The 26,606-nt window shown below is 72.3% G+C and carries 26 protein-coding genes; 12 read left to right on the top strand and 14 right to left on the bottom strand.

What is annotated here, in order from left to right:
• The first annotated feature begins 273 nt into the window (after positions 1 to 273).
• The 4 genes from moaC to IT780_RS20445 are packed head-to-tail and all read left to right on the top strand — an operon-like array spanning position 274 to position 2,886.
• A complete protein-coding gene (moaC, locus tag IT780_RS20460) occupies positions 274 to 747 on the top strand; it encodes a cyclic pyranopterin monophosphate synthase MoaC (RefSeq protein WP_233413191.1) in 474 nt (157 codons plus the stop codon).
• Positions 744 to 1,229 carry a MogA/MoaB family molybdenum cofactor biosynthesis protein gene (locus IT780_RS20455; RefSeq protein WP_199513218.1) on the top strand — a complete coding sequence of 162 codons (486 nt, stop codon included), beginning with the start codon at positions 744 to 746 and terminating at the stop codon, positions 1,227 to 1,229. The genes moaC and IT780_RS20455 overlap by 4 nt, the downstream gene beginning before the upstream one ends.
• Before the next feature lie 11 nt (positions 1,230 to 1,240).
• Positions 1,241 to 2,464, top strand: coding sequence for a molybdopterin molybdotransferase MoeA (locus tag IT780_RS20450; protein WP_199513423.1), 1,224 nt, complete (start codon positions 1,241 to 1,243; stop codon positions 2,462 to 2,464).
• A complete protein-coding gene (locus IT780_RS20445) occupies positions 2,461 to 2,886 on the top strand; it encodes a molybdenum cofactor biosynthesis protein MoaE (RefSeq protein WP_199513217.1) in 426 nt (141 codons plus the stop codon). Before IT780_RS20450 ends, IT780_RS20445 begins: the two co-directional genes overlap by 4 nt.
• On the opposite strand, the gene IT780_RS20440 is transcribed toward IT780_RS20445, so the two are convergent.
• The 4 genes from IT780_RS20440 to IT780_RS20425 form a co-directional block, all read right to left on the bottom strand.
• A complete protein-coding gene (locus IT780_RS20440) occupies positions 2,873 to 4,222 on the bottom strand; it encodes a glycosyltransferase 87 family protein (protein WP_199513216.1) in 1,350 nt (449 codons plus the stop codon). The two genes, IT780_RS20445 and IT780_RS20440, sit on opposite strands and share 14 nt — an antisense overlap.
• A gap of 126 nt (positions 4,223 to 4,348) precedes the next feature.
• Positions 4,349 to 4,924 carry a DoxX family membrane protein gene (locus IT780_RS20435; protein WP_199513215.1) on the bottom strand — a complete coding sequence of 192 codons (576 nt, stop codon included), beginning with the start codon at positions 4,922 to 4,924 and terminating at the stop codon, positions 4,349 to 4,351.
• 40 nt (positions 4,925 to 4,964) lie between these two features.
• Positions 4,965 to 6,167, bottom strand: a complete 1,203-nt coding sequence (locus IT780_RS20430) for an ATP-binding protein (RefSeq protein WP_199513214.1) — start codon at positions 6,165 to 6,167, stop codon at positions 4,965 to 4,967.
• 91 nt (positions 6,168 to 6,258) lie between these two features.
• On the bottom strand, positions 6,259 to 6,954 hold the full coding sequence (locus tag IT780_RS20425) for an LppU/SCO3897 family protein (protein WP_233413189.1): 696 nt from the start codon (positions 6,952 to 6,954) through the stop codon (positions 6,259 to 6,261).
• 172 nt (positions 6,955 to 7,126) lie between these two features.
• Here IT780_RS20425 and IT780_RS20420 point away from each other — a divergent pair, with 172 nt between their 5' ends.
• Complete coding sequence (locus tag IT780_RS20420; RefSeq protein ID WP_199513213.1) at positions 7,127 to 7,825, top strand: prepilin peptidase; 699 nt, start codon at positions 7,127 to 7,129, stop codon at positions 7,823 to 7,825.
• Here IT780_RS20420 and IT780_RS20415 read toward each other — a convergent pair.
• The 6 genes from IT780_RS20415 to IT780_RS20390 form a co-directional block, all read right to left on the bottom strand.
• Positions 7,822 to 10,980, bottom strand: coding sequence for a UvrD-helicase domain-containing protein (locus IT780_RS20415; RefSeq protein WP_199513212.1), 3,159 nt, complete (start codon positions 10,978 to 10,980; stop codon positions 7,822 to 7,824). The genes IT780_RS20420 and IT780_RS20415 overlap by 4 nt on opposite strands.
• Positions 10,977 to 11,318 (bottom strand): hypothetical protein, encoded by a 342-nt coding sequence (locus tag IT780_RS20410; RefSeq protein WP_199513211.1) that lies wholly within the window; start codon positions 11,316 to 11,318, stop codon positions 10,977 to 10,979. The genes IT780_RS20415 and IT780_RS20410 overlap by 4 nt, the downstream gene beginning before the upstream one ends.
• Positions 11,319 to 11,923: 605 nt before the next feature.
• Positions 11,924 to 13,270, bottom strand: coding sequence for a metallophosphoesterase (locus IT780_RS20405; protein ID WP_372443754.1), 1,347 nt, complete (start codon positions 13,268 to 13,270; stop codon positions 11,924 to 11,926).
• 35 nt (positions 13,271 to 13,305) lie between these two features.
• Positions 13,306 to 13,548 (bottom strand): MoaD/ThiS family protein, encoded by a 243-nt coding sequence (locus tag IT780_RS20400; protein ID WP_199513210.1) that lies wholly within the window; start codon positions 13,546 to 13,548, stop codon positions 13,306 to 13,308.
• A gap of 5 nt (positions 13,549 to 13,553) precedes the next feature.
• A complete protein-coding gene (gene moaA, locus IT780_RS20395) occupies positions 13,554 to 14,603 on the bottom strand; it encodes a GTP 3',8-cyclase MoaA (protein WP_199513209.1) in 1,050 nt (349 codons plus the stop codon).
• 136 nt (positions 14,604 to 14,739) lie between these two features.
• Positions 14,740 to 15,621, bottom strand: coding sequence for a fructosamine kinase family protein (locus IT780_RS20390; RefSeq protein ID WP_199513208.1), 882 nt, complete (start codon positions 15,619 to 15,621; stop codon positions 14,740 to 14,742).
• 71 nt (positions 15,622 to 15,692) lie between these two features.
• On the opposite strand from IT780_RS20390, the gene IT780_RS20385 reads away from it, so the two are divergent.
• Entirely contained in the window at positions 15,693 to 16,181 is a 489-nt protein-coding gene (locus tag IT780_RS20385; protein ID WP_307831279.1) for a GNAT family N-acetyltransferase, read from the top strand.
• A gap of 200 nt (positions 16,182 to 16,381) precedes the next feature.
• On the top strand, positions 16,382 to 17,488 hold the full coding sequence (locus IT780_RS20380) for a DUF4192 domain-containing protein (RefSeq protein ID WP_199513206.1): 1,107 nt from the start codon (positions 16,382 to 16,384) through the stop codon (positions 17,486 to 17,488).
• Between the two features lie 22 nt (positions 17,489 to 17,510).
• On the opposite strand, the gene IT780_RS20375 is transcribed toward IT780_RS20380, so the two are convergent.
• Positions 17,511 to 19,163 (bottom strand): alkaline phosphatase D family protein, encoded by a 1,653-nt coding sequence (locus tag IT780_RS20375; protein ID WP_199513205.1) that lies wholly within the window; start codon positions 19,161 to 19,163, stop codon positions 17,511 to 17,513.
• A 105-nt stretch (positions 19,164 to 19,268) separates the two neighbouring features.
• Entirely contained in the window at positions 19,269 to 20,096 is an 828-nt protein-coding gene (gene fdhD / locus IT780_RS20370; RefSeq protein WP_199513204.1) for a formate dehydrogenase accessory sulfurtransferase FdhD, read from the bottom strand.
• A gap of 195 nt (positions 20,097 to 20,291) precedes the next feature.
• Between fdhD and mobA the strand changes: the two genes are divergently transcribed.
• The 3 genes from mobA (at position 20,292) to IT780_RS20355 (ending at position 22,572) form a co-directional block, all read left to right on the top strand.
• On the top strand, positions 20,292 to 20,891 hold the full coding sequence (gene mobA, locus IT780_RS20365; protein ID WP_307831278.1) for a molybdenum cofactor guanylyltransferase: 600 nt from the start codon (positions 20,292 to 20,294) through the stop codon (positions 20,889 to 20,891).
• Positions 20,888 to 21,130, top strand: a complete 243-nt coding sequence (locus IT780_RS20360; protein ID WP_199513203.1) for a DUF6457 domain-containing protein — start codon at positions 20,888 to 20,890, stop codon at positions 21,128 to 21,130. The genes mobA and IT780_RS20360 overlap by 4 nt, the downstream gene beginning before the upstream one ends.
• 353 nt (positions 21,131 to 21,483) lie before the next feature.
• Positions 21,484 to 22,572, top strand: coding sequence for a T3SS (YopN, CesT) and YbjN peptide-binding chaperone 1 (locus tag IT780_RS20355; RefSeq protein ID WP_199513202.1), 1,089 nt, complete (start codon positions 21,484 to 21,486; stop codon positions 22,570 to 22,572).
• A gap of 98 nt (positions 22,573 to 22,670) precedes the next feature.
• On the opposite strand, the gene IT780_RS20350 is transcribed toward IT780_RS20355, so the two are convergent.
• Together IT780_RS20350 and IT780_RS20345 are read right to left on the bottom strand one after the other, a co-directional pair.
• Entirely contained in the window at positions 22,671 to 24,527 is a 1,857-nt protein-coding gene (locus IT780_RS20350) for a beta-propeller domain-containing protein (RefSeq protein ID WP_199513201.1), read from the bottom strand.
• A 97-nt stretch (positions 24,528 to 24,624) separates the two neighbouring features.
• Positions 24,625 to 25,083 carry an Lrp/AsnC family transcriptional regulator gene (locus IT780_RS20345; RefSeq protein WP_199513200.1) on the bottom strand — a complete coding sequence of 153 codons (459 nt, stop codon included), beginning with the start codon at positions 25,081 to 25,083 and terminating at the stop codon, positions 24,625 to 24,627.
• A 68-nt stretch (positions 25,084 to 25,151) separates the two neighbouring features.
• On the opposite strand from IT780_RS20345, the gene ddaH reads away from it, so the two are divergent.
• Both ddaH and IT780_RS20335 read left to right on the top strand, forming a co-directional pair.
• Complete coding sequence (gene ddaH / locus IT780_RS20340; RefSeq protein ID WP_199513199.1) at positions 25,152 to 25,979, top strand: dimethylargininase; 828 nt, start codon at positions 25,152 to 25,154, stop codon at positions 25,977 to 25,979.
• 52 nt (positions 25,980 to 26,031) lie between these two features.
• Complete coding sequence (locus IT780_RS20335) at positions 26,032 to 26,604, top strand: bacterial proteasome activator family protein (RefSeq protein ID WP_199513198.1); 573 nt, start codon at positions 26,032 to 26,034, stop codon at positions 26,602 to 26,604.
• Positions 26,605 to 26,606 lie beyond the last annotated feature (2 nt).

Raw genomic sequence — 26,606 nt, 5'->3', positions numbered from 1 at the left:
CTGTGCATTGGCGATATGCCCTGATCTAGTCGTTGTAAACGACCGAATCCCCTGCTCGTGCCTGCCGGGAGCGGGTTGAATGTACGACGACTGCGGCCGTTCGGACTAATCCGGTAGGCGTCGCGCGGATCAATTTGTCGCGTAGAACGGATTGCGTCGTGAAATGGCTACGGAAAGTGGAGGCGTGCTGACTATCCGCCATTGCCGGGCGCGGCGAATTTCAAGACCATCGGGCCCGGCGATACCCTGGCCGATGTGACGAACGCAGCGAAAATGACTCATGTCGACGCCGACGGTGCCGCCCGCATGGTGGACGTGTCCGCCAAGGACGTCTCCGCCCGGCGCGCCGTCGCCGCCGGCCGGCTGGTGACCACCGGCGAGGTCGTGGCGCTCCTGCGCGCCGACGGCCTGCCCAAGGGCGACGCCCTGGCGGTTGCGCGGCTCGCCGGCATCATGGGTGCCAAGAAGACGCCCGACCTGGTCCCGCTGTGCCATCCCATCGCGCTGCACGGCGTCACCGTCGACCTCACCGTCACGGACACCGGCGTGGACATCGTCGCGACCACGAAGACCGCCGACCGCACCGGCGTGGAGATGGAGGCGCTCACCGCTGTCGCGACCGCCGGGCTCGCCCTGATCGACATGGTCAAGGCCGTCGACCCCGCGGCGAGCGTCGAGGCCGTCCGCGTCCTGCGCAAAGAGGGTGGCAAGACCGGGGATTGGGTACGCCCGGAGAACCGTCCGTGATCCGCGCGCGGGTGATCGTCGCCTCCAACCGTGCGGCCGCCGGGGTGTACGAGGACACCAGCGGCCCCCTGCTCGTCGCCGGCCTGCGCGAGCTCGGCTGCGAGGTGGATGCCGCGCCGGTCGTGGTTCCCGACGGCGAGCCGGTCGCGGAGGCGCTGCGTACGGCCGTGGCTGAGGGCGTACAGGTCGTGCTGACCAGTGGCGGCACCGGGGTCACGCCCACCGACCGCACGCCCGAGGCGACCCGGCCACTGCTCGACTTCGAAGTGCCCGGCATCGCCGAGGCGGTCCGCGCGTACAGCCGGGACAAGGTGCCCGCCGCCGCGCTCTCCCGGGGCCTGGCCGGGGTGGCCGGCCGCACGCTGATCGTCAACCTGCCCGGCTCCAGCGGCGGCGCCCGTGACGGCCTCGCGGTCCTGGGCCCGATCCTTGTCCACACGGTGGAGCAGATCGGCGGCGGCGACCATAGGCTGCACGGGTGAGCGCTGACAGCATGCCCGTCGACTGGGACAAGGCCCGGAGCCTGGCGTACGAGGCCGGCAGGGCGGCCGCGGGACCGGTCGAGCAGATGCCGCTGGCCGGGGCGGACGGCCGGACGCTCGCCGAGCCCCTCGTCGCCGTCACCGACCTGCCCGCCTTCCCCACCTCGAGCATCGACGGCTGGGCCGTGCGCGGCCCGGGTCCGTGGCGTCCGGTGGGCCGGGTGCTGGCCGGCAACACCGCGGAGCCGCTCATCGAGGACGGCACGTGCGTCGAGATCGCCACCGGCGCGATGGTTCCGGCCGGCGCCGCGGCGGTGATCCGGGTCGAGGAGTCGACGCGGGACGCGCAGGGGCTGGTCAGCGGCGCGCCGCGGCCCCAGCCGGAGTGGCGCCTGCCCGGCGACGAGGCGCGGCGTGGCGAGGAGCTGCTGCCGGCCGGGACGCCGGTCGACCCCGCTGTGCTCGGCATGGCCGCCACCTGCGGCTACGACACCATTCCCGTACGGCCCCGGCCGCGCGCGGCGCTGCTCGTCTTCGGCGACGAGCTGCTGACCAGCGGGCCGCCGGGCGACGGGCGGGTCCGTGACTCGCTGAGCCCGCTCGTGCCGGCCTGGCTGCGCCGGTACGGGGCCACCGTCGACCCCGCCGCCGTCCAGGGCCCGGTGCAGGACACCCTCGAGGCCCACGTCGAGGCGATCGAGCGGGGCCTGGCCATGGCGGACGTGGTCTGCACGACCGGCGGCACGATGCACGGGCCGGTCGACCACCTGCACCCCGCCCTGTCCCGCCTCAACGCCGAGTACGTGGTGAACACCGTCGCCGTCCGGCCGGGCTTCCCGATGCTGCTCGCGCGCGTACCGGGACCCGGCGGCCCCAAGTTCCTCGCCGGGCTGCCGGGCAACCCGCAGTCCGCGGTGATCGCCCTGGTCTCGCTGGTGGCGCCGCTGCTGGCCGGCCTGCACGGGCGCGACCTGCCGGCCCTGCCCCGGGTCGAGCTCACCGCACCCGTGCCGGGCCGGGGCGGCTTCACGCATCTCGCCCTGGCGGCCCTGGACGCCGATGGGCGCCGCGCGACGCCGGCCGGCCACGTCGGCTCGTCGATGCTGCGCGGGCTCGCCCGGTCGCACGGCTTCGTCGTCGTACGCCCCGCCGGCCATGCCGAAGCCGGAGGAGCCGCGGCCGGCGACCTCGTACCCTTCCTGCCCCTTCCGTTGTTCTCCGGGGAGCGCTCATGACCGACAGCGTCCGCATCGCCGAGGTGGGCGACGTCGCCCTGGACCTCGCCGCGCACGAGAAGGCGGTCGCCGACCCCCGCGCCGGGGCGGTCGTGTCGTTCCAGGGCGTCGTCCGCGACCACGATCACGGGCGGGGCGTCACGCTGCTGGAGTACGAGGGTCACCCGACCGCGGCCGCCGTGATCCGCGAGGTGGCCGAGGAGATCGCCACCGACCCGGACGTGTACGCGGTGGCCGTCTCGCACCGCGTCGGCACCCTGCAGATCGGCGACGTGGCCCTGGTCGCCGCGGTCAGCACCGCGCACCGGGCGGCGGCGTTCGCGGCCTGCGCGCGGTTGGTCGACGAGGCCAAGGCCCGGCTACCGATCTGGAAGCGTCAGGTCTTCACCGACGGCGCGGAGGAATGGGTCAACTGCCCCTGACCAGCGGTTCCCGCGGTGGCGGGATCGTGGCCGTGGCCGGGCGCCGGTGCAGCCACCGGTTCACCGGGAAGGCCGGCGCCGCGGCCGGGCGCCATGGCAGCGCGTTCACCAGCACGATCATGGCGAGCGCGTAGGAGTTGCGCGAGAACGCGTCGGACAGGCTCCACATCGGAGCGAGCACGAGCAGCAGGTACGTGAGCCCGGCAGCCGTCGCCAGCCCCGCCCCGGGGAACCGGGGGCGCCCGGGCACCCCACCGCGTGCCTCCGCTCGCCGCCGCGCCGCGGTGTCGACGAGCACGAGCATCGCGGGCAGCATCCACAGCACCTCGTGCGTGCCGGTCACCGGGCCCGTCCCGGCGGCGGTCAGCCCGACCAGTGTGAACGCCGTGACCTCATCGCCGTCCGCGTGCGCCGACCGGGCCCGGATCAGGCCGACCGCGACGAGCAGCATGGCGAACGAGAGCCAGACCAGCAGCGGTGTGCTCGCCGAGTCGTACAGCCGCGCGAACACGCCGCCGAGCGACTGGTTACCCGGCGCGTCGACGGGACCGGTGCGGTCGAGGCGCCACAGCACCTCGCCCAGCCAGGCGGCGCTCTCGTGCGGGGTGACCAGCACCGCGGCCGTCGCGGCTGTCGCGGTCGTCGCCAGCGCGGTCAGCGCCGGTCGCCACTGCCGGGTCAGCATCAGGTACGCGATGAAGAACGCCGGGCCGACCGTCAGCGCGGTCGCCAGCCCCACCCCCACCCCGGCCCAGCCGCCGGTGGCGCGCAGGCGGTGCAGCGGGGACCCGGCGAAGGGCCGGTGCCCGGGCCACCACAGCTCGCGGCTGCGCGCCCACGCCCCGCGGCGCAGGGCCACGATGTCGGCGGTGACCAGCCCGAACGCCACCAGGTCCAGGGTGCCCAGGCCGAGGGAGGCCCGTACCGGCTCGATCGTCAGGGCCAGGGCGCCCACGGCGAGCACCACCGGCCAGCGCCGGCGGCCGTAGCGGCGGGCGACCGGACCGGCGAGCGCCACGAGGGCCAGCCCGAGCGCGGCCAGCCCGGCCAGCGCGAGCGCCCAGCCGGCGACCGCCAGCGGCAGGAAGGCGGCGGGGGCGGTCAGCACGGCCGCGGGCGGGGGCAGGGCGGTGCCCAGATGGCTCACCGGCGACCGGTACGCGTACAGCCCGTCGCCGCCCAGCCAGCTGCCCGCCGCCGCGCGGTCCAGGTCCAGCGTGCTGAACCCGTACCGTCGGGCGATCGTGGTCATCGCGGCCAGGACGCCGACGCACACCAGGGTGACCACCACGGACCGTGCCGTTCCCGGGCGTGCCGGTGTCCGCATCGCGGGCATGCCCGACCTCCCGTGGCTCGTCCAAGGCGCTCCGATGCGCTTAACGGCGGGACGGCCGGTTTGGTGATTGCGCCGGGAGGGTGGACGCGCCGCAGGTCAAAGGCCTGCGTGCCGCCGCCGCGAGCCTCAGCCCGGCAGCCTGCGGGCCACCGCGGCGGAGGCGGCGGCGATCTTCGCCTCCCGCTTGGCGGTGCGCACCGCGCGGCGCGCCGACCGGGTGGACCGGTCGACCGCGCGGCTGACCGAGCGCTGCGAGCGGTCCAGCGCGTGGCTGGTCCGGTACTTCAGGCCCGGCTTGCCCTGCGTGTCGGCCGCGGCGAGGAGCAGCCCGCCCAGCAAACCGAGGTTCTTGAGGAAGTGCGTCTCGTGCTGCGCGCGCTCCTCCTTCGGGTACGCCCAGAACGGATGCCCGGCGAGGGTCGTCGGCACCAGCCCGGCAGCGAGCACCGCGGCGGCCGGACGGGTGAAGCGTCCGGTCGCCAGCAGCAGCCCCGCGGCCACGTCGGCGCCCGCCTTGAGCTGGACGAGGGCCCGGGCGTCGCTGGGCAGCCGCGGGTCCATCCTCTCGATCATCGGTGCGACCTTGTCGGTCACCCGCTTCGCGGCGGGGACCTTCGAGTCGGGGTTGAGCACGATGCGAGCTCCGCTGACGACGAAGATGGCACCGAGCATGGCGCGGGCGGCGGCACGTACGGGCTTCATAGCCTCGTTATACCCGCGTCGGCCGATGTCCACCGGGGAACTATGGCTGGGTACGCAGGTAGCGCCCGAAATGCGGCACGGTGAACGCCACCGTGCCGCGCTCCCCCGAGTAGATCAGCCCCTTCTTGATCAGGGCGTCCCGGGCCGGGGACAGGCTGGCGGGCCGGCGGGACAGCGCCGCGGCGATCTCCGAGGTGGGCACGGCGGCGTCCATGTCGTTCCCGGACTCGCCGGAGAGCGCGGCCATCGCCCGCATGTACTCGCGCTCCGCCGGGGTGGCCCGCTCGAAGCGCGAGCCGAAGAAGCCCACCGCCAGCTCGGCCTCCGCCTCCGGGGACGCCACCCGGACGTCCTCCGCGGTGATCGGTGAGGCCGGCGCGTGGTCCCAGGTGGCCTTCCCGTACGCCTGCACGAAGTACGGGTAGCCGCCGGACTTCTCGTAGAGCAGGTCCAGCGCCTTGGACTCGTACTCGACGTCCTCGCGGGCTGCCGGCGCGCCCAGCGCCAGGTCCGCCGCGATCCGGTCGAGCCGGTCGATGCGCTGGTACCGGAAGAGCCGCTCGGAGTACGACTTCGCCGCCGACAGCACCGCGGGCAGGTGCGGCAGGCCGGCGCCGACCACGATCAGCGGGGCGCCCAGCTGCGACAACTCGTGGCAGGCGGCGCACAGCGCGGACACGTCGGCCGGCCCGAGGTCCTGCATCTCGTCGATGAACAGGGCGATGCCGGTGCCCACGTCGGTGGCCAGCGACGCCACGTCGGTGAAGAGCTCGACGAGGTCGATCTCGATGTCGCCGGAGTCGGCCCGGCCGCGGGCCGGCGGCACGTCGATCCCGGGTGTCCAGCGGTCCCGGAGCTTCGCGTTCGCGTCGTTGGCCCGCAGCGCGAAGGCCTTGAGCACGCCGAGCACCTCGTCGACCCGCTCGGGGTTGCGGTGGTGCGGGGTCAGCTCGCGGACGGCCATGTGCAGCGCGGCCGACACCGGGCGCCGCAGCGACTGGTCGGGCCGGGCCTCGATCTTGCCGGTGCCCCACAGCCGGCCGATGGCGGCCGACCGCAGCGTGTTGAGCAGGACCGTCTTCCCCACCCCGCGCAGCCCGGTGAGGACGAGGCTGCGCTCGGGCCGGCCCCGGGCCACCCGCTCGAGGACGACGTCGAACGCGTCCAGCTCGCGGCCGCGCCCGGCCAGCTCGGGTGGGCGCTGGCCGGCGCCGGGAGCGTACGGGTTCCGCACCGGATCCACGGATAGCACCGTATCGGGCTGTCTAGCCTGAAAGCTAGAGTTGGCTATTCGAGGTGCCTATAGCGCTCTCTAGGGATATTCCTAGACGGCGCTAGTTGGCTCCATACTCGCGGAGGCAGAGCACGAAGTCGAGGCTGTCGAGCTCGCTGTCGTAGAAGTACCACTTGGTGTACTTGGCCACCTTGCCGCACTTGCTCTCCGCGTCCGCCTCGCCGGTCGTCCGGCCGTCGACCCGCTTGAGCACCTCGTACGTCCCGCTGGCGCACGACACGATCTTCAGGTCGGGGCTGTCGTCGGCGTTGCCCTCGTTGCGTACGCACTGGCCCTGCTTCACGAACCGGGCGCCCTCGCTCGTCTGCGGCTCCGGGACGGCCACGTCGTTGGTGACCCGCGTCGTCGGGGTCACCGGGCCACGCGTCCCGTTCGCGTCGGGCGTGCCGGACCGCGACAGCAGCACCGCGGTCGTGCCCAACCCGCCGCAGACCAGCAGCCCGAGCACGACCAGCAGCGCGACGATCGGCCCGTTGCGGCGTTTCGGCGGCAGCGGCACCGGCGGCTGGTGCCACGCGGGCGGCGGTGTGTTCAGCGGCGCGGACTGATACGGCGGCGGGGTGTACCCCTGCTCCTGCGGCGGCACCGACATCGGCTGGCCACCCCACGCGGACTCCGGCGCCGGATGCGTCGCGGACTCGCCCCACGGGTCGGCCGGCTCCGTATACGGCTCCTCGGAGCCCTGCGAACCCCCGGCCGACCAGCCCTGGCCGGGGTACGGGCCATTCTGCGACATCGGATTTCCTCCCGGCGGGATTCGCTGAGGCAACCGTAGCGTGGACCTCCGGCGCGATCCCTCCCGGAATCGCGCCGACCATGGTCTCAACGCGGCGACAGCCGGGGACACCGCCGCGTCTGTCGGCAACAAGACGCGCCGGGCCAGTATCCGCCGGATACCGTTCCTGCCCATGTCCCCTTGGCTCGTCCTGTGCTCGGCCGTCTTCGGCGCGGCCGCGGCGGCCTTCGTGCCGCGCGTCGCACACCGCCTGGCCGTGCCGCGAGGAACGCCGGCCCGCGCGGCCTGCGCTCGCTGCGACACACCCTTCACCGATTGGGTACGGGCGGGAGCGGCATGCTCCTGTGCCGGGGCGCCGGTGTGGACAGTCGTCGCCGGGGCGCTCGCCGCCGGCCTGCTCGGCGCCGCGATCGGGCCGGCACCGCTGCTGCTCGTCGTGCTTCCGGCGACGGTCCTCGGGGTGCTGCTCGCGGTGATCGACATCTGGTGCCTGCGCCTGCCCGACCGGGTGGTGGCCGCGCTGGCGGGTGTCACGGTGCCGCCCCTGGCCGTGGCGGCGTTGCTGGCCGGGGAGCCGGGCCGGCTCGGGCGGGCGGCCGTGGCGGCGGGGCTCAGCGCCGCGGCGTACGGGATCATCGCTCTGCTGCCGGGCCACGGCCTGGGCCTGGGCGACGTGAAGCTGGCGACGGTCCTGGGTTTCGTCCTCGGCTTCGCCGGCTGGCCGGCGACGGCCGCCGGGCTGCTCGCGCCGCACCTGATCAACGGACCGGTCGCGCTGGCGCTGCTGGCGTCCCGGCGGGCTGGCCGGCGCACCGCCCTGCCGTTCGGACCCGCACTGCTCGCCGGCGCGCTCCTCGGGCTTTCGATCTAGAGAAGCCGCAGCTGGCGGTCCTTGGGGCGGGCCGGCACGGCGTCCCCCATGCGCTCGAACAGGCCGGCGTCGATCGCGTCCAGGAACGGCGTCGGCGACTGCTCCCGCTCGGTGCCGTGCCGGAAGCGCCGCGCGGCATGGCTCACGTAGAGGCGGTCCTGCGCGCGGGTCAGGCCCACGAAGAACAGCCGGCGCTCCTCCGCGGTCTCCTCGTCGGTCGGCGTGCCGCCCGGCCAGCGCAGCGGCAGCAGCCCGTCCTCGCAGCCCACCAGGAACACGACCGGGAACTCGAGGCCCTTCGCCGCGTGCAGCGTGAGCAGGTTGACCGCCTCCGCGCGGGGATCGAGCGCGTCGACCTCGGCGCCCGTCGCGATCTCCTGGAGGAAGCGCGGCAGGTCGTCGCCGATCCGCTGGGCCAGCGGCATGAGCAGGTCCGCCGCCGTCCAGATGTCCTCCGGGGCCAGCTGCTCGGCGTCCAGCGTCGGGGCCGCGTACCGCTGGGCCAGGATCTGCGCGCTCACCTTGACCCGGGCCGGCAGCGACCCGCCGGGCGCGTCCGCGTGCCGCAGCTCGCGCGCGATGACCTGCACCCCGGGCCGGTCCCGCAGGCGGTTGTGCGACCGCTTCTGCACCGGTACGCCCGCCCGCGACAGCGCGTCCACCACGGCCTGGGCCTGTGAGTCCGTCCGGTACAGCACCGCGATGTCCGAGAAGGACAGCGTGCCCGGCGCGACCGCCCGCGAGTCGATGCGCCCGGAGTCGAGCGACCGGTGCGACAGCCCGCCGACCAGCTCGTCGACCGTACGCACGACGAAGTCGGCCTCGTCCGCCACGCTCGCCGCGAAGTACCGGCCGATCAGCGGCGACTCGGGGTTCACCCGCGCCGGATCCAGGCGCCGCCCGCTCACCAGCGAACTCGGCGCGATGGCCTGCACGGCGGCCGCGAGGATCGGCGCGGACGACCGGTAGTTGCGGGTCAGCCGGACCAGCCGCGCGTCGGTGAAGTCCTCAGCGAACCGCAGGAAGTACCCCACGTCGGCGCCGCGGAACGAGTAGATCGCCTGGTCCGGGTCCCCGATCGCGCACAGGTTGCCGTCCGCGGGGCTGAGCAGGCGCAGCAGCTCGTACTGGGTGTCGTCGACGTCCTGGTACTCGTCCACGAAGATCCACTGCCACTGCCGGCGGTACCGGTCCACCATCGCCGGGTCGTCGCGCAGCAGCGCGACCGGAAGCGTCAGCAGATCGTCCAGGTCGACCAGGTCCTGCTGGCGCAGCAGCTTCGTGTACGAGGCGTCGTCGTCGCCGGCCTGCTCCCGGGCGGCGGCCCGCTCGGCGTCGTCCGCGATCCGCCACCCCGCGCCCAGCCCGGCGGCCTTCGCGTTCTCCTTCAGGATCGTCAGGCCGACGGCGTGGAACGTACCGACCGTGATGTCCTCGGCGGCGTCACCCATCAGCGCATCCAGCCGCGCGCGCATCTCCTCGGCCGCCCGCCGGGTGAAGGTGATCGCCAGGCAGCGGTGCGGAAACACGTTCATCTCCGCACACAGGTACGCGATCCGATGCGTCAACGTCCGCGTCTTGCCGGTGCCGGGACCGGCCACGATCAGCAGCGGCCCGCCCGGCGCGGACGCGGCCACCCGCTGCATGGCGTCGAGCCGGTCGAGCAGCCCGGTGCCGACCTCCTCCATGCCGGCCAGCATCGGCTCGAACGGCTCGTGCGGCGACGGCGGCGGCGGGATGGGCGGCACGGACCTGCGGACCGGCTCCTTCGCCTTGGGCACGGTGGCGCGCCCGACCGCCGGCTCACTGCGCCGCTGCTGCGGCACCGGCACCGGCGCGATGTCGAACAGCGTCTCGGCCTGTGGGGCGCTCTGCTTCGTCCGGAGCTCGCCGGGCTCGAACAGCGTGATGACGCCGTACTCACCGTCGTACCCGGCAACCCGCCGCACCGCACCGCGCCGCAGCCGGGTGATCGCCTCCCGCAGATTCTCCCCGCCGTGCCGCCCGATCTCGTCGACCGGCACGGTACGCAGAATGTCCAGCTCGGAGCCGAGATTCGCGACGAGATGGTGGAGCTGGCCGTCCACGGTCTTCGACTTCGGACCCACCCCGTTGATCTCCCCGACGATCTCGGCGAGCTGGATCAGATGCTCCACGGTCTGCTCGCGCGGCGCACCCACCTCGCGGTCGGCCAGGTCCTCGACCCGGCTCAGCACCCCGACGGTCAACGGCTTACCGCACTCCGGGCAGCGCCCACCGGCCTCCCGCGTACGGGCAGGCTCCCAGTTCACCCCGCACGCCCGATGCCCGTCGGCGTGATACTTGCCCTCCTCCGGGAAGAACTCGATCGTCCCGGCGAGGGTCCGCCCGTCCTTCACCGCGAAGTAGTCGGGCGTACCGGAGAAAAGCGTCGCCTCCCGCCCGAGCGCCCCCGGCGAATGCGCGTCGGAATTCGAGACCAGCCGGTACCGATCCAGGCTCGACACCCGCCAGTTCATCTCCGGATCGGACGACAACCCGGTCTCGACGGCGGTGATGTGCCCGGCCAGGTCGGCGTAGCAGTCGGCGATCGCGTCGAACCCGGACTTCGAGCCGAGAACGGAGAACCACGGCGTCCAGATGTGCGCCGGGACCAGATAGCCGTCGGGGCTGGCCTCCAGCACGATCTCCAGCAGATCCCGCGAATCCAGCCCGAGAATCGGCCGCCCGTCGGCGGTGAGGTTCCCGATCCGGCCCAGCGCGGCATTGAACCGCCCGGCAGCCTCCAGATCGGGCATGTAGATCAGGTGATGCACCTTGCGCGTACGGTCGTCCCGCTTGTAGATCGTCGAAATCTCGACGCTGAGCATGAAACGCGCCGGAGCGCCGGCCTGCAGTGAGCCGGGGAGGCGGCGGGTGACGTCCTTCTCGGCCTCGGGGGTGAGGCGGAAGAGCCCGGGTTCGGGGGCGGGACGAAGGGCCTCGCGGAGATGATCGAACCAAGCGGGGTGGGTGAAGTCGCCGGTGCCGAGGACGGCGATGCCCTTGCGGCGGGCCCACCAGGCGAGGTTCGGCAGGGTGAGGTCCCGGCTGCAGGCACGGGAGTAGCGGGAATGGATGTGCAGGTCCGCGACGTAGGTGCTGGGGTGGGAGGGGGCGGGGACGGGTTCGGTCACGACGTCACCGTTCCGGTCCCGGTCGCCTTTCCGGGCGCCGTCGTGTTGCGGTCGCCGGTGTTGGCGCTATCGCCGCTGATCTTGCTGCTGATCGCGCCGCTGGTCGGAGTCCCGCTGCTGGTCGCGGCCCCGCCGCTGATGGCAGTCCTGTCGCTGGTCGCGGTCTCGCCGTTGGTCGCGGCCCCGTCGTTGGTCGGGGTCTCGCCGTTGGTCGCGGCCCCGTCGTTGATCGGGGTCTCGCCGTGGGTGGTCACCGTGTCACCGCCGTCGCCGGCAAACCGCAACGGCGCGACGTCCGTGTCCGCGGCAACCGAGGACCCTGCGCTGTCCGAGGGCACGCTGCATCCTGTCACGACGCCGCGGCGAGCATGAAGCCGCCACGCGCGAAGTGACATAACCGATCCACGATTGATTCATGCGGAGGTGAAGATCGTGGCTGGGTGGAACGGCGCAAGATTCACTTCCAAGGGGTACGCGGAACGGCCGGGCCTCCGCCTCGCCGGCTGTCTTCGGGTATCCCCCGGTGACCTCGGCCTGACGTGCGGCGCTTGCCTTCCGTGACCTCGGCCTGATGTGCGGCGCCTGCCTGCCGTGACCTGGGCCTGACGTGCGGTGCCTGCCATGACCTCGCCTGACGTGCGGCGCTTGCCGGGCGTCGCCTGTGGCCGTGGCCTGCGGCGCTTGCCTCCTGTGGCCTGGCGTGTGGCTCCGGCTGGCGGGTGGCCTTTGGCCTGGTGGGTGGCCTTTGGCCTGGCGGGTGGCCTTTGGCCTGGTGGGTGGCGTCCTGGCCGGGGCTTACGGCGTTGCCGCGAAGGAGGTGACCGCGTAGCCCTGCGGCGTGGCGGTCAAACCCAGTCCCGGTCCGGCCTGGGGAAAGACCACGCCCTTAGGTGGCGCGCGCTGATCCCCTCAACCTCGCGGCCACCGCGCCGGCGCGGCGATGTCATGGCGTGCGGAGTTCGATGAGGGTGACCTGCGGGGGCGCGCCGACCCGGACCGGCGGTCCCCAGAATCCGGCGCCGTTCGTCACGTACACGGGCACCCCGTCGACCTTGCCGTAGCCGCTCACGACCGGCTGCTCCAGCTTGACAAGAAGGTTGAAAGGCATCATCTGCCCGCCGTGGGTGTGCCCCGAGACCTGCAGGTCGACCCCGTACTCGGAGACGTCGCGCGCGACGACGGGCTGGTGGGCCATCAGCACGACCGGCCGGGCGGTGTCGCGGTTGCCGAGCGCCCGCTCGTAGTCGGGCCCGTCGCCGAACTCCGTCCCGCCCAGGTCGTTCACGCCGGCCAGGTCCAGCCCGTCGAGCTCCAGCCGCTCGTTACGCAACGGCCGCATCCCCAGCCGGGCGACCTCGTCCACCCACTGCTTGTACCCCGAGTAGTACTCGTGGTTCCCGGTGACGAAGTACGCCCCCCGCCGTGACCGGATCCCGGCGAGAGGAGCGGCGGCCCGCCCCAGCTCGGCGACGCTCCCGTCCACGAGGTCGCCGACCACGCACACGACGTCGGCGTCGACGGAGTTGATGAGGTCGACGATCCGCTCGGTGTGCCGTACGCCGGTCAGCGGCCCGAGATGGATGTCGGACACCACGGCCAGCCGCGTGCCGTCCATCCCCCGTGGCAGCTTCGCGATCGGGATCTGGACGCGGTCCAGGCGAGGCCCACCGGTCGCCGTCTTGACGCCGTACCCGGTGATGCCGGCGGCGGTGAGCCCGGCGAAGATCGCGGCACCGCGGGCGAGCACGAGCCGCCGATCGACGCCAGGCTGTCGCTCCGGTCCCGCGGCCGAGGCTTCGGACCCGGCGGGAACGCCCGCAGCTCCGGCTGCCGCAGGCACGGCCTCCGCCGCCGCAGTTGCTGGCCCCGCTGCCGAAGGCACGGCCTCCGCAGTTGCTGGCCCCGCTGCCGCAGGCACCGCCTCCACCGTCGCGGTCGATGGCGAGTCGCCGAGGCGCCCCACTCCGTCGCCGGCGGTCTGACGATCCGGCGCGTCAGCAGCGCCAGCAGCCGGCACGGTCCGCCTCGCCCGTGCCCGGAGCCACAGGTTCGCGATCAGGCGCGGAACCTCCAGCACAGCGAGCACGACGAGCAGGTAGAACATCAGCGCCAGCCACAGGTAGCCGGGCCAGGCGAGCCACTTCGCGAAGCCGGCGCGCGTACCGATCAGGGTGGCGGGGATCAGCAGCGCGAGCACGACCGCCGCGATGGCGCCGAGGCGGGAGGCGCGGCCCTTGCCGAAGGGGTCCCGGACGAGGCGTTTCCACAGGTAGAGGTGGATCAGCCCGATGACGACGAAGACCAGTCCGACCAGCCCGAACAAGCTCAGCCTCCGGCGAAGGGGGGCAGGACGTCGACGGTCGCCCCGGCGGGCAGCGCCGCTTGCCGATCATGGCAGGCGAGGCCGTCGACGAGGAAACTCGCGGCCTTGAGGACGACGGCGAGTCGTTCCCCGTGCCGGGCGGTCAACTCGTTCACCAGCTCGTCCACCGACGTGGCGTCGGCGGCTTCCTCGCGTACACCGCCGGCCGCGGCGCGCGCTCCTGCGAAGTATCGGACCTGAGGCATGCCGCTCAACCCCCGATCGCCGACATCGGGCGGACAGGCTGGAGGAACGACGGGTCATCGATCCCGTGGCCGGCCTTCTTGCCCCACATCGCCGCCCGCCAGGCGTCGGCGACCCTCTCGTCGGAGGTGTCGCCGCGTACGAGCCCGCGCAGGTCCGACTCTCCGGTGGCGAACAGGCAGTTGCGCACCTGACCGTCGGCCGTCAGACGCGTACGGTCGCAGTCACCGCAGAACGGCCTGGTCACACTGCCGATGACGCCGACCCGTGCGGGGTTCCCAGCGGCGTCCACGTACCCCGGCACCAGCCACGTCTCGGCCGGCGCTGTTCCACGTGAAACCGGGTCGGGCAGCAACCCGTACGGCTCCAGCGACTGCAGGATCGCCGCTGCGGTGACCATCTCGTGCCGGTCCCACTTGTGCTGGGCATCCAACGGCATCTGCTCGATGAACCTCAGCTCGTACCCGTGGTCCAGCGCGAACTGCAGCAGAGCCGGCGCCTCGTCGTCGTTGATGCCCCGCATCAGCACAGTGTTGATCTTCACCGGCGTGAGCCCGGCCTCCGCGGCGCCGGCGAGGCCCTTCAGCACATCGGCGTGGCGATCGCGGTGCGTGAGCTGCTGGAAGCGGGCGGGCGACAACGTGTCCAGCGAAACGTTGACCCGATCGAGCCCCGCGTCTCGGAGCGGGCGCGCCAGCCGCTCCAGGCCGATGCCGTTGGTCGTGATCGACAGCCTCGGACGGGGCCGCAGCTCGGCCGCCGCGGCGACGATGCCCAGCAGGCCGCGCCGGATCAGCGGCTCGCCGCCGGTGAACCGGACCTCGGTGACGCCCAGTTGCTCCACGGCGATCCGCAGGAGCCGCCCGACCTCGCCGTCGGTCAGCTGCTGCTCCTGCGGCATCCACGCGAGCCCTTCCTCGGGCATGCAGTAGGTGCACCGCAGGTTGCAGCGGTCGGTCAGCGAGACGCGGAGGTCGGTCGCCACCCGCCCGAAGCGGTCGGTGAGCATCCCACCGCGCCCCGGACGCTCCGGAACGGACGGCGAGAGCTCAGGCATGCCTCCGTGCTCGGACGCCCGCTGCGGAACGGCAGGTACGGCAAGCTCGGTCACTGCTCGAACCTAGCGCCTGGATACGACAATTGCCGCTGCCCGATCCGTACTGCGGTGCATGTCATGCGCCCTCGCTGGAGACCTATCTCCCGAGCAGGGAGTCCACCGCCGAGCGCACCGCCCCGCCGTACGCCGCCCCGAACGCGGCCGTGTGCACAAGCAACAGGTGCAGCTGATGCAAGGCGACACGGTCCCGCCACCCCTCGCTCAACGGCCACACCTCCTCGTACGCCGACAGGATGCTCTGCAGGTGCGGTGCCCCGCCGAACAGCGCCAACTGCGCCAGGTCGGTCTCCCGGTGCCCACCGTGCGCGGCCGGGTCGACGAGCCAGGCGCGGCCGTCCGCCCCCCACAACACGTTCCCCGGCCACAGGTCGCCGTGCACCCGCGCCGGCCGCTCGTCCCCGCCGTACGAGTCGATGCGCTCGATGATGCGGTCGACGGCCGCGACATCGTCCGGTGACAGCGCCCCCCGATCCGCCGACGTCCTCAGGTGCGGCCGCAGCCGACGCTCGCCGAACCACGCGCCCCACGGTCCCTCCGACGGGGTGTTGTCCTGCTGCAACGGGCCGATGAATCCAGGCCATGAGGCACCGAAGCCGTCGGCCCCGGCGCGATGCATGCCGGCGAGGTCCCGCCCGAAGCGTTCCGCCGCGGCCGCAGTGGCCGAGCCCGGTTCCACCCATTCGAGGGCGAGCATCTCGTCCAGCGCCACGAACACTTCCGGAATCGGCACCGTGCCCGCTTCGCGAAGCCAGGACAATCCGGCTGCCTCGGTGGCGAAGAAGTGCTCCGGCGGCTTGCCGGACGGCCAGGTCTTGGCGAACAGCGAGAAGCCATCGTCCAAGGTCAGGCGCGATGCGGTGCATACGTGACCCCCTCCGACAGGCGTCTCACGGATTCGCTGGTGCGTGAGAAATGTCGGGAGGTGCTGCGGGTGCGCGCGTAGGTACGGCAGATCCACCGCCTTATCTTCCACTTCGGGTTACGGCGCCTCCCAATCGGAGTCAAAATGTCGGCATGACACCTGTCGCTGTGCGTTCGTACCGGCCGAGCGATCACAGTTCCGGCCGCCGCCTGTGGGCGGAACTGTCGGCTCAGCACAACCGGATGTACGGCGACGCCTCGGACGACGGCGGCGCGGGCTTCGAGGAATACCTCACCCGGCTGGACCTGGGCGGGCTCTGGGTCGCCGACCATGCGGACGACGGCGTGATCGGGCTCGTCGGGCTGATCATGCGGGGGCGTGCCGGCGAGGTGGAGCCGGTGGTCGTGACGGCTTCGCACCGCCACAAAGGCGTAGGCCGCAAGCTGCTGCGCCACGTCGCGCAGGAAGCGAAGAAGCGCAACATGCTGTCGCTCACGATCTCGCCCGCGTCCAGAAACGTGGACGCGATCCGCAGCTTGCACGCTGCGGGCTACGACGTGGTGTCGTCGATCGAACTGACGATGGACCTGGACCGCCACACGCACGAGTGGCAGCAGGACGGCCTTGAGCTGCACGAACTTCAATTCCGCTCCTGACTCTCGTGGGACCCGGGACAAGGCCTGCGTAGGCGGGGTCCGGCGGGCCGCCTCCTCTGCCCGGGCAGCCTGCCAGGCTTGGCGGACCCGCTCGCCGGTTATCCACATCAGGGCTTTCCGCCTGTCATGATCTTGGGGTTATCCACAGGCCGGCCGATTCGGCACGCGGCGTCCGGGCGCTCTGGGCCACGCTGCCGGGCATGACGAAGCTGAAAGTCCGCACGCCGGCCGAGTTGATCACCGCGGTTCCGTACCTGATCGGTTTCCATCCGTCGGACAGCCTGGTCGTCGCCGCGGTCAAGGAGAGCCGCCTGGCTTTCGCGGCCCGCATCGACCTGCCGGAAGCCGGCGTCGCCGACACCGAGGCACGCGCCCCCGTGCTGCACCTCGCCACGGTCGTCGCCGAGCAGGAGCCCGAAGGCGTCACGATCATCGGGTACGGGGACGGCGAGCGGGTGACACCGTCCGTCCAGCACCTCGCCCGCGCGCTGACCGGGGCGGGTGTGAGGATCCTCGACGAGTTCCGGGTCGCCGACGGGCGCTTCTGGTCCTACCTGTGCACCAAGCCGGCCTGCTGCCCGGCGGAAGGCAAGCCGTGCGACCCACCGGACAGCGTGCTGGCGACGGAGGCGACCTTCGCGGGGGCGGTCGCTCTGGCAAACCGGGGGGTGCTCGAGGAGCGACTGGCCGCGGCCACGGGCGACGAGCGGCAAGCGATGGACGCGGCTGATGGACGAGCGCTGTCCCACTTCCGCGAGCTGAGAGGCCGTGGACCAGCGAAGCATGACGTCGAGCTGGTACGCGCCGGCCGGGCAGCGATCCGGCACGCCGAGCGCACCGCCCGCGCCGGGGAACGCCTCACCGACGACGAGGTCGCCTGGCTTGGCTACCTCATGACGTCCGTGCGCGTCCGGGACTACGCGTGGATCCGCAGCGGTACGGCGGACTGGGAAATTTCGCTCTGGTCGGACGTGGTTCGGCGCGTCAACCCGCTGCGGGTACCGGCCCCCGCCTCCCTTCTCTCCTTCGTCGCGTGGCGAGCGGGCATGGGCGCCCTCGCGACCATCGCCGTCGAGCGCGCCCTGGACGCCGACGACACCTACTCGATGGCCCTGACGATGATCAGCACCCTGCACGCCGCTGTCCCGCCGTCGGCGCTGGCCGGCTGGCCCAAGCGCCTGCGCAGGCTGGAAGGCGGCAACCACAGCGGCGGGAAGACGGGCCGTCGCGAAACACGCGTCAAGCACCGACCCGACGACGGGTCGGCAGCCCGCAAGGCTCGCTACCGTTCCCGCCGCCGGGTCTGATGCCATGACAGCGCTGTGGTTGTCAGGGGCGCTCCGTCTCCTGCCGTACGGTCGCCGCGCCCAGGTCACCCGTACGCAGGGCCGAGGCCGTGCCGCCGGGCGTCGGGTCGTCGGCGATCTGGTGCAGCCCGGGCACCCGGTCCTCGATGACGAACGAGGCCCGCGTGTGAGCCGGTGCGTCGGGACGGCTCACGTACGGCACGACCCGGAAGTCGGCCGTCAACGAGTCGGGCGTGATCGTCGTGCGGACGTAGCCGCGCTGGTTGTTGTAGAAGCGAAGGTGTGGGTTCCAGGCCGCCCAGGGGTGGGTTCCGGGCACCACGTCCGCGCCGTCGCCCGTGGAGGTGATCGAGGAACACACCAGCTCGGTGCCGACCGTGCGCGACGTCGGGTCGGCCCAGTCCAGCTTCAGCTCGTCGGCCCAGTGCGCGTGGACGTCGCCGGTCAGCACGACGGGGTTCCGTACGCCCGCGTTCACCCAGCCTCGCGTGATGCGATCGCGCGAGGCGGCGTACCCGTCCCAGCTGTCCATGCTCACGACCTTGGCCGGTCCGGAGCTGTTGTCGCGCTGGCCGAAGAAGACCTGCTGGCCGAGCACGTCCCAGCGGGCCGACGAGCGGTGGAACCCGTCGATCAGCCACGCCTCCTGCTGCGCACCGGTGATCGAGCGGGCCGGGTCGGCGGCCGCGGGGCAGTCCTTGTAGCCGTCGTCGCACCCCTGATCGTCGCGGAACTGCCGGGTGTCGAGCATGTGGAAGGTGGCGAGGCGTCCCCAGTGCAGGCGGCGGTAGAGCTGCATGTCGATGCCGCGGGGCACCGAGGTACGGCGCAGCGGCATGTTCTCGTAGTACGCCTGGAAGGCGGCGGCGCGACGGGCGAGGAAGTGAGGATCGGGCTGCTCCGGCACCTCGTCGGCCCAGTTGTTCTCGACCTCGTGGTCGTCGAAGACCACCGCCCATGGCGCGACGGCGTGCGCGGCCTGCAGGTCCGGATCGGACTTGTACTGCGCGTGACGCTGGCGGTAGTTGGCGAGGGTCACGGTCTCCGGGCCGGCGTGATCACGCGGGTTGCCGGTCGGCGCGTTGTAGGTGTGCGGCGCGTATTCGTACTGGTAGTCGCCCAGGTGCAGCACCAGGTCCGGCTGGTCTTCCGCCAGCCGCCGGTACGCGGTGAAGTATCCGTGCTCGTACTGCGAGCACGAGACGAACGACATGGCGAGCGCCTTCGGGAAGGCCCAGCGGGACGGGGCCGTACGCGTCCGGCCGACCGGCGACACGTACTTCTCGGCTTTGAAACGGTAGAAGTACTCCCGTGCCGGCAGGAGACCGTTCAGCTCCACGTGAACGGTGTGGGCAGCCGACACACGCGCCGCGGCGACGCCCCGACGCACGATCTTGCGGAAGCGCGCGTCTGCGGCGACTTCCCAGTGCACGGGCACGTCCCGCGACGGCATTCCGCCGAGCCCGTCCTCTGCCAGCGGTACGGGGGCCAGGCGGGTCCAGAGCACGAAGCCGTCGGCGTCCGGGTCGCCGGACGCGACGCCGAGGGTGAACGGATCACTGCGCAGGGGGCCGCGGTACGGGGCCGCGGAGGCGGCCAGCGGCCAGGTCGTGGCGGCGGTGGCCGCGCCGACCGCCGCGCCGCTGAGCAGGAGGGTACGTCGCGACAGTGCCATGTCAGGCTCCCAGCGATTCCGAGGGTACGGACGCTGGACAGCCTCATGACCGTGAATGTCCGGGCCGGGTGGCGCGGATTAATGCCCGCCGAAGACGGAACGAACTCAGACGGTGACCCGCTGCGTTCCGGTGTAGACGTTCATCGAGGATCCGCGCAGGAAGCCGACCAGGGTCATCCCCGCCTCGTCGGCCAGCTCCGCGGCGAGCGTGCTCGGGGCGGACACCGCCGCCAGCAGCGGAATGCCCGCCATCCACGCCTTCTGGGTGAGCTCGAAACTGGCCCGGCCGGAGACCATCAGGATGTGCCCGGCGAGCGGCAGCCGGCCGTCCCGCAGGGCCCACCCGATGACCTTGTCGACCGCGTTGTGCCGCCCGACGTCCTCCCGGAGAACCACGAGGTCGCCGCCGGCGGTGAACAGCCCGGCCGCGTGCAGTCCGCCCGTACGGTCGAACGTCCGTTGCGCGGCCCGCAGTTTGTCCGGCAGCTCGGCCAGCGTCGTGGCGGCGACCGTCACTTCGTCGGCGGTCACGTCGAACCGCGACCGGGTACGCACGGCGTCGATGCTCGCCTTCCCGCAGACGCCGCACGAGCTCGTCGTGTAGAAGTTCCGGCTCGGATCGGTGTCCGGCGGCGGCACGTGGGCGCCCAGCACGACATCCACCACGTTGTACGTGTTCGGCGCGTCAGTCCCGGCGCACAGCTGTACGGTGACGACGTCGTCCGCGGCACGGATGATGCCCTCAGTCAGCAGGAAGCCCATTGCCAGGTCGATGTCCTGACCAGGCGTACGCATCGTGACGGCGAGCGGCTCCCTGCGCAGCCGGATCTCGAGCGGCTCCTCGGCCGCGAGGTCATCGGACCGCCGCCGAGGCACACCCGACCCGTCCAGGTCGATCTTCATGACCGGTCGCCGGTTCATCGTGCGCGCCATCCGTCGAGCGTAGGCCGGTGCGCCCGATTGCACCGGGTGCCGCAAACGGCCGCGCACCCGGTCGCATTCGCGGCGAGCCCGCACGGTGGCGCCGTACGCCCGCGACCAGCACGAAAGCCCGGTGAAGTTCCAGGCCCACGCGGTGTCGGGCTCCGCACAGTCACGCTCGACGGCTCGGCGGGATACGGTACGTACGTGGGGGGATTCGCGGCGGTGGTGCTGGCCGGCGGTGCAGCGCGTCGGATGGGTGGGGCTGACAAGGCTGCCATCCCGGTCGCGGGGCAGTCGATGCTGACCCGGGTGCTCGCCGCGGTGCACGACGCCGACCCTCAGGTGGTCGTCGGCCGCGTACCCCCGGACCTGCCCGTCGAGGTGGCTTCGACCAGCGAGGATCCACCCGGCGGTGGGCCGGTCGCGGCCACCGCGGCGGGGCTCGCGCTGGTTCCCGAGGGCGTCAGCTTCACCGCGCTGCTCGCCGCCGACCTGCCCCTCCTCACCGGTGAGGCGATCGACGTGCTGCGGCTCACGGTGGAATCCGCTCCCCTGCAGGGCGCGGTCTACCGGGACGCCGAGGGCCGGCGGCAGACGCTCTGCGGGGTGTGGCGTACGACCGCCCTGCGCGAAGCTGTCGCCAAGCTGGCCGAGGAGCGCGGCAGCCTGCACGGCGCCTCGATGCACGCCCTGCTGGACCACCTGCGCTTCATCGAGGTGTCGTGGCGCAGGCCCGGGCCGCCGCCCTGGTTCGACTGCGACACGGACGACGACCTGCGAACCGCGGAGGAATGGGCCCGATGAACGTCCTCGAAGAGTGGATCAAGCTCGCGTCCGCGGAGCTGGGCCTCTCCCCCGCCGACCTGGACCAGCAGGCGGTGCTCGACGTCGCCCGGGATGTCGCGCACAACGTCGTGCGCCCCGGTGCGCCGGTGACGGCCTACCTGATGGGCATCGCGGTCGGTCGCGGCGCGGACCCGGCGGCGGCCGCCGCCCGCATCAGCGAACTCGCCCTCAAATGGCCGAGCAACAACACGGACTGACCACCGCCCACCGCCACCCGCGATAAAGCAAGCGGCGGCCCGCGACAAGGCGCGCGTCCGCCCGCGATGAAGCGCGCAGCGGCCCGCGATGAAGCGCGCAGCGGCCCGCGACGAAGCGCGCAGCGGCCCGCGACGAAGCGGACTGCGGCCCGCTACAAAGCCCGCGGCAAAACCCCCGCGGCGGGCCGCGACAAACCCCCGCGGCAGCCCGCGACAAAGCCCGCGTCCGCCCGCAAAGGTCGAGCGTCAGCCCCTGAAGACCGCACCCCCGAAGCCCTCACACCCGGCGGGAATGAGACGCGGCCGGTGGGCGTACGGTTCGCTCGATAGGGTGGCGGGCGGAGGTGACGATCATGACGGCGGAGAACATGGCCGAGCAGCCGGAGGGTGTGCTGCTCGATGAGCCGACCACGGCCGACCTGCGGGCCAAGGTGACCGAGGCGTGGCGGGAGTTCGCTGCGGCGCTGGCCGGGCTGCTGCCCACGCTCGAGCCCGGCGCGCACGTCGATCTCACCCTTGATCCGACCGCTTCCGGGACCGGCACCGCCGTGTACTCGGTGAGTATTCGGGTGCTGCCCGACGGCGTCATCGAGGCGCTGGCGGTCGGCAATGCGGGCCTGCCCGAGGGGTACAGGATGGACCGCTCGTCCGTGGCCGGCCTGGTGGCCCTGGGCTGGTCGCCTCCGGGGGTGCTTCCCGGCTCGGGTGACTCGTTCGGCCTGCGGACGACGGTCGACGCGGCGAAGCAGCTCGCGACAGTGGTCTCTCGCACGCTGCGTGACGTGTACGGCGCCCCGCACCCCGCCTTCCTCGTGTACCTGGTGCACGATGAGGAGGACGAGCCGATCGAGACCGCTCCCCTGGCCACGGCCCGGCACGAGCCCTCGATCGACGAGGAGCTCAGCCTCGACGACCTCGACGAGGACGGCGTGCTGTCCGAGGCCCTCGCCAACGCCGCCGACGAGGTGGTGCCGTTGGAGGAGCGCGTACGCACGGTCGTCGCGACCATGTCCAAGACGACCGTCGACCAGCTTCAGGTCGACACCGACGGTGACATCGGCATCCGGGCCGGTTCGGCGATGGTCTTCGTCCGGGTTCGTGACAACCCGCCGCTGGTGGACGTCTTCTCGCCGATCCTCACCGAGGTCGAGCCCACCGAGCAGCTGTACGTGAAGCTGTCGGAGCTCACCAACCGCATGCCGATCGGCCGCCTGTACTGCGCCCAGGACACGGTGTGGGCGTCGATTCCGGTGTTCGGCCGCAACTTCCAGGCGACCCACCTGATGCTGGCCGTGCAGGTGATGACCGGGCTCGCGGACGAGCTGGACGACCGCCTGCACGGCGAGTTCGGCGGCAAGCGGTTCTTCGGCGAGGGCGACAAGCCCGCCCCGGCCAAGGCGGCCCCGGAACCCGGCGACCACCGCCCCGGCATGTACCTGTAGCCCGCGAACCACCCGAACCCGCCGAACGGACCCGCGAACCGGCCCCGGCCCGGGGAAGGCGGCCGGCCCGGAAAGGGCCGGCCCAGGCACCCCAGGACCTAAGCGTTAGGCAGCCAGGCCACCCGCTCCATCGTGGACAACCGAGACCCCCGCAGCCCGTCATCCGACAACGTCCACAACACCTCCCCCACCACCAGCGACCGCCGTACCGTCGCCTGGTCGACCATCCCGATCTGCTCCAGCCCACTCCCGGTGACCCGCAACGCCACCGCGCCGCCCGTCGGCATCGCCCGGTCGGTGGTTGGCCAGGCCGTCAGCGGTACGACCAGCAGATTCGTCGCCGGCCACCACAGCAGCGCGTGCGGGTCGTACTCGGCCTCGGACTGGCCGGCCGGGATCTTGTGCTGCGCCAGCCGGGCCGGCTTGGCTGGGTCGGACACGTCGAACAGCGAAATCTGGGTGCCCTGGATGCGGCCGTTGCCGTCGGCTTCCTGTCCGACGCCGATCAGCCTGTTCTCCCCGACCGGCTGCAGGTGCGCCGAGTAGCCGGTGATCTTCAGTTCGCCGGTGGCGCGGGGGTGGGCCGGGTCGCTCAGGTCGAGGCTGTAGAGCGGGTCGGTCTGGCGGAAGGTCACCACGTAGCCGCGGGGGCCGATGAAGCGTACGGAGTAGATGCGCTCGCCCTTGCCGAGGCCGTCGACCTCCCCGGTCTGCACGAGCTTCTCGCCGTCCTGGCGGAGCACGCGTACGGCGGACTGGCCCTTGGCTTCGTCGGTCGTGGCGACGCGCAGGTGGCCGTTCCATTCGCTGAGGGCGTACTGATTGATCAGGAAGCCGGGGACGTGACCGGCCGCCGCGTAGACCGGGGGCTGGTTGCCGGTCGTGGTGAAGCGGTAGAGGTCGGTCTCCTGCCGGACCGGCGCGGCGGCGCGGCCCTTGAACCAGTCGAGCCGCCAGCGTTGGTCGCCGGCCAGGTAGAGGCTGTCGCCGGTCGCGTAGACGGTGTCGCCGTCCGCGACGACCGTGACCGGGTCGCCGGTGCCGAGCGCGGGCCGGGTCAGGTCGAACGTCAGGATGCTGACCATCGAGGCGGCGGAGTAGTCGGTGGGCCGGCTGACGCGGCCGCAGTCGACGGTGCCCTTGCTGGTGGTGCCGTCCGTGGTGATCTCCCAGGCGGGCAGCCAGGCGTCGGCGGGGGCGGCGTCGATGGCGGCGCGGTTGGCGCTGATGCGGTCGGCGTCGTCGTCGTCCGGCCGGTTCATCGGGAAGGTGATGCGCGGTGAGGTCTTCAGGACGACGCGGGCCGTGGAGCCCGTGAGCCGGGCGTCGACCAGCGTGCCTTCGCCCTTGTAGCGGCTGATGACGCGCGGCGGTCCGCTGATGTCCACCGACAGCACCTGCGGCCCGACGGGTGCCGGCGTTCCGTCGTCGGCGCGGTACCGGCCCGTCCCGCCGGATGCGAGCACCAGGACCACGTTGCCGGAGAGCAGCAGGTCCAGCTGGTCGCCGGCGAGCGGGAGGCCGAGGTCGAGCTTGCCGATGAGCCGCTGGGTCGCCGCGTCGATCAGCCGGAGCGTGCCGTTCTGGACAGTGACGATGCGCCGGCCGTCGGTCTTCACAATGTCGGGCTCGTCGGCGTCCTGCTCGTGGTTGTTCGTACCCGAGAAAGCAGGAGCCGCCGCACCCGCGCTGTCGGCCATCGTCCGCGCCCCGCCGGCGGCCATCGCCTCGGGCATGGGGGCACTGCCGGGGAACCCGTACGGTCCGACGCTGGCCTTGGCCGCCCGCTTGAGGTCGGCGGAGAGGCGTTCGCAGGAGTCGAAGGCGACGAGTCGCATCGCCCCGGACGAGACGGGGGCGGGCGGCGGCTGCGGCTCCGGCCCCGGGTCGGAGGTGCAGCCGGCGAGCGGGAGCGCGACGGCGAGGGCGGCGCAGAGCAAGGAACGGCGCGACATGGGGGTGGGACGCCCGGTGACGCCGCCGGGTTCCCGCGAAATCCAGCCGCCAGGTTCCCGCGAAATCCAGCCGCCGGGTTCCCGCGAAATCCGACGGTCAGCTCGGCGCGGGCACCGGGGTGGGCGTCTCGACCAGCCGGGACAGCACCACCATGCTGCGCGTCGACGTCACGAACGGCTCCGCGCGCAGGCGTTCGAGGGCCTGCTCGAGGTGCCCGATGTCCGCCGCCCGCAGGTGCACGAGCGCGTCCGCCTCACCCGAGACCGTGTACGCCCCCACCACCTCGGGATGCCGGCGCGTCGCGACGGTGATCTGCGCCGGGGTCGTGCGTCCCGTGCAGAACAGCTCGACGAACGCCTCGGTCGTCCACCCCACGGCCGCCGGTTCGATGACGGTCGTGAATCCCTTGATGACCCCTTCGGCGCGGAGCCGGTCGACCCGTCGCTTCACCGCCGGCGCGGACAGGGAGACCTTCGCGCCGATCTCCGCGTACGAGGAGCGCGCGTCGGCCACCAGTAACGCAATGATTCGCTGATCTACCGCGTCCATGCGCAACGATTAGCCTCTCGCGGACAAGGGATCGAGCTGTTTCCTGCGTGCCACCCTACCTACGCTTTACCTCTATGAGCCACACGGAGCGCTTGCCGCGAACCAGGACATATCTCATGTGTCCGCCCGAGCACTTCACGGTCGAGTACGCCATCAACCCGTGGATGGACACCACCGTCCCGGTCGACCCGGCGCTCGCGCTCAAACAGTGGCAACTGCTCCGGGAGACCCTGACGGACCTCGGCCACACCGTCCACGTCCTCCAGCCGCGTCCCGAGCTCCCCGACATGGTGTACGCCGCGAACGGCGCGTTCTCCGTCGACGGCAAGGTGTACGGCGCGCGCTTCGCGTACCCCCAGCGTGCCGCCGAGGCCGCTGCGCACCGCCACTTCTACGTCTCCGGCTCGTGGGAATTCACCGACCCCGAGCACGTCAACGAGGGCGAGGGCGACTTCGCGTACCTGCCCGACGCGTACGGCGGCCTGATCCTCGCCGGGTACGGCTTCCGCACCGAGCCGGTCGCGCACACCGAGGCTCAGGAGGTGCTGGGCCGGCCGGTGATCTCCCTGCAGCTCGTGGACCCGGCGTACTACCACCTCGACACGGCGCTCGCGGCGCTCGACGACCGCAACGTCACCTACTTCCCGGAGGCCTTCTCCCCCGCGTCGCAGCGAGTGCTGGCCCAGCTCTTCCCGGAGGCGGTCATCGCCGACCGCGCCGACGCCGAGGCCTTCGGCTTGAACCTGGTCAGCGACGGCCGCCATGTGGTGCTCAACACGGAGGCCACCGCGATGGGCGAGAAGGTACGCGCGGCCGGCTACACCCCGGTGCACGTCGAGCTGGGCGAACTCAAGCGCGGCGGCGGCAGCGTGAAGTGCGCGGTGGCCGAACTCCGTCCCTGACGAAGGGGGCCCTCGGCGGGCGCCATGGACCATGCGAGGGAAGATGGTTCGCATGACCGACGAGACCCGTACCGCAGACAAGCAGGACGACGGCTCCGTCATCGTCGTGGGCCCGGACGGCCGCCCCATGGGCACGGTGGAGGCCGACGGCACGATGAAGGCCGAGGAGCCCGGCAATCTCATCGAACAGCCCGCGAAGGTCATGCGGATCGGCAGCATGATCAAGCAGCTGCTCGAGGAGGTTCGCGCGGCGCCGCTGGACGAGGCGAGCCGGGGCCGGCTGCGGGAGATCCACCAGCGTTCGATCAAGGAGCTGGAGGACGGCCTGGCGCCGGAGCTGCAGGAGGAGCTGGAGCGGCTGTCGCTGCCGTTCGAGTCCGAGACGCCGCCGAGCGAGGCGGAGCTGCGCATCGCCCAGGCCCAGCTGGTCGGCTGGCTGGAGGGGCTGTTCCACGGCATCCAGGCGGCGCTGGTCGCGCAGCAGATGGCGGCGCGCCTGCAGCTGGAGCAGATGCGCGGCGGCCAGGGACGCCCGGCGCTGCCGATGGGCCCGAACGGGATCATCCCGGGGATGCCGGGCCAGGGCGGCGGCGACGGCACCGGCCGCACGGGCCAGTACCTGTGAGG

The organism is Nucisporomicrobium flavum (assembly GCF_016464385.1).
Lineage (GTDB): Bacteria > Actinomycetota > Actinomycetes > Mycobacteriales > Micromonosporaceae > Actinoplanes > Actinoplanes flavus_A.
This window is presented reverse-complemented; position numbering and strand designations above follow the sequence as displayed.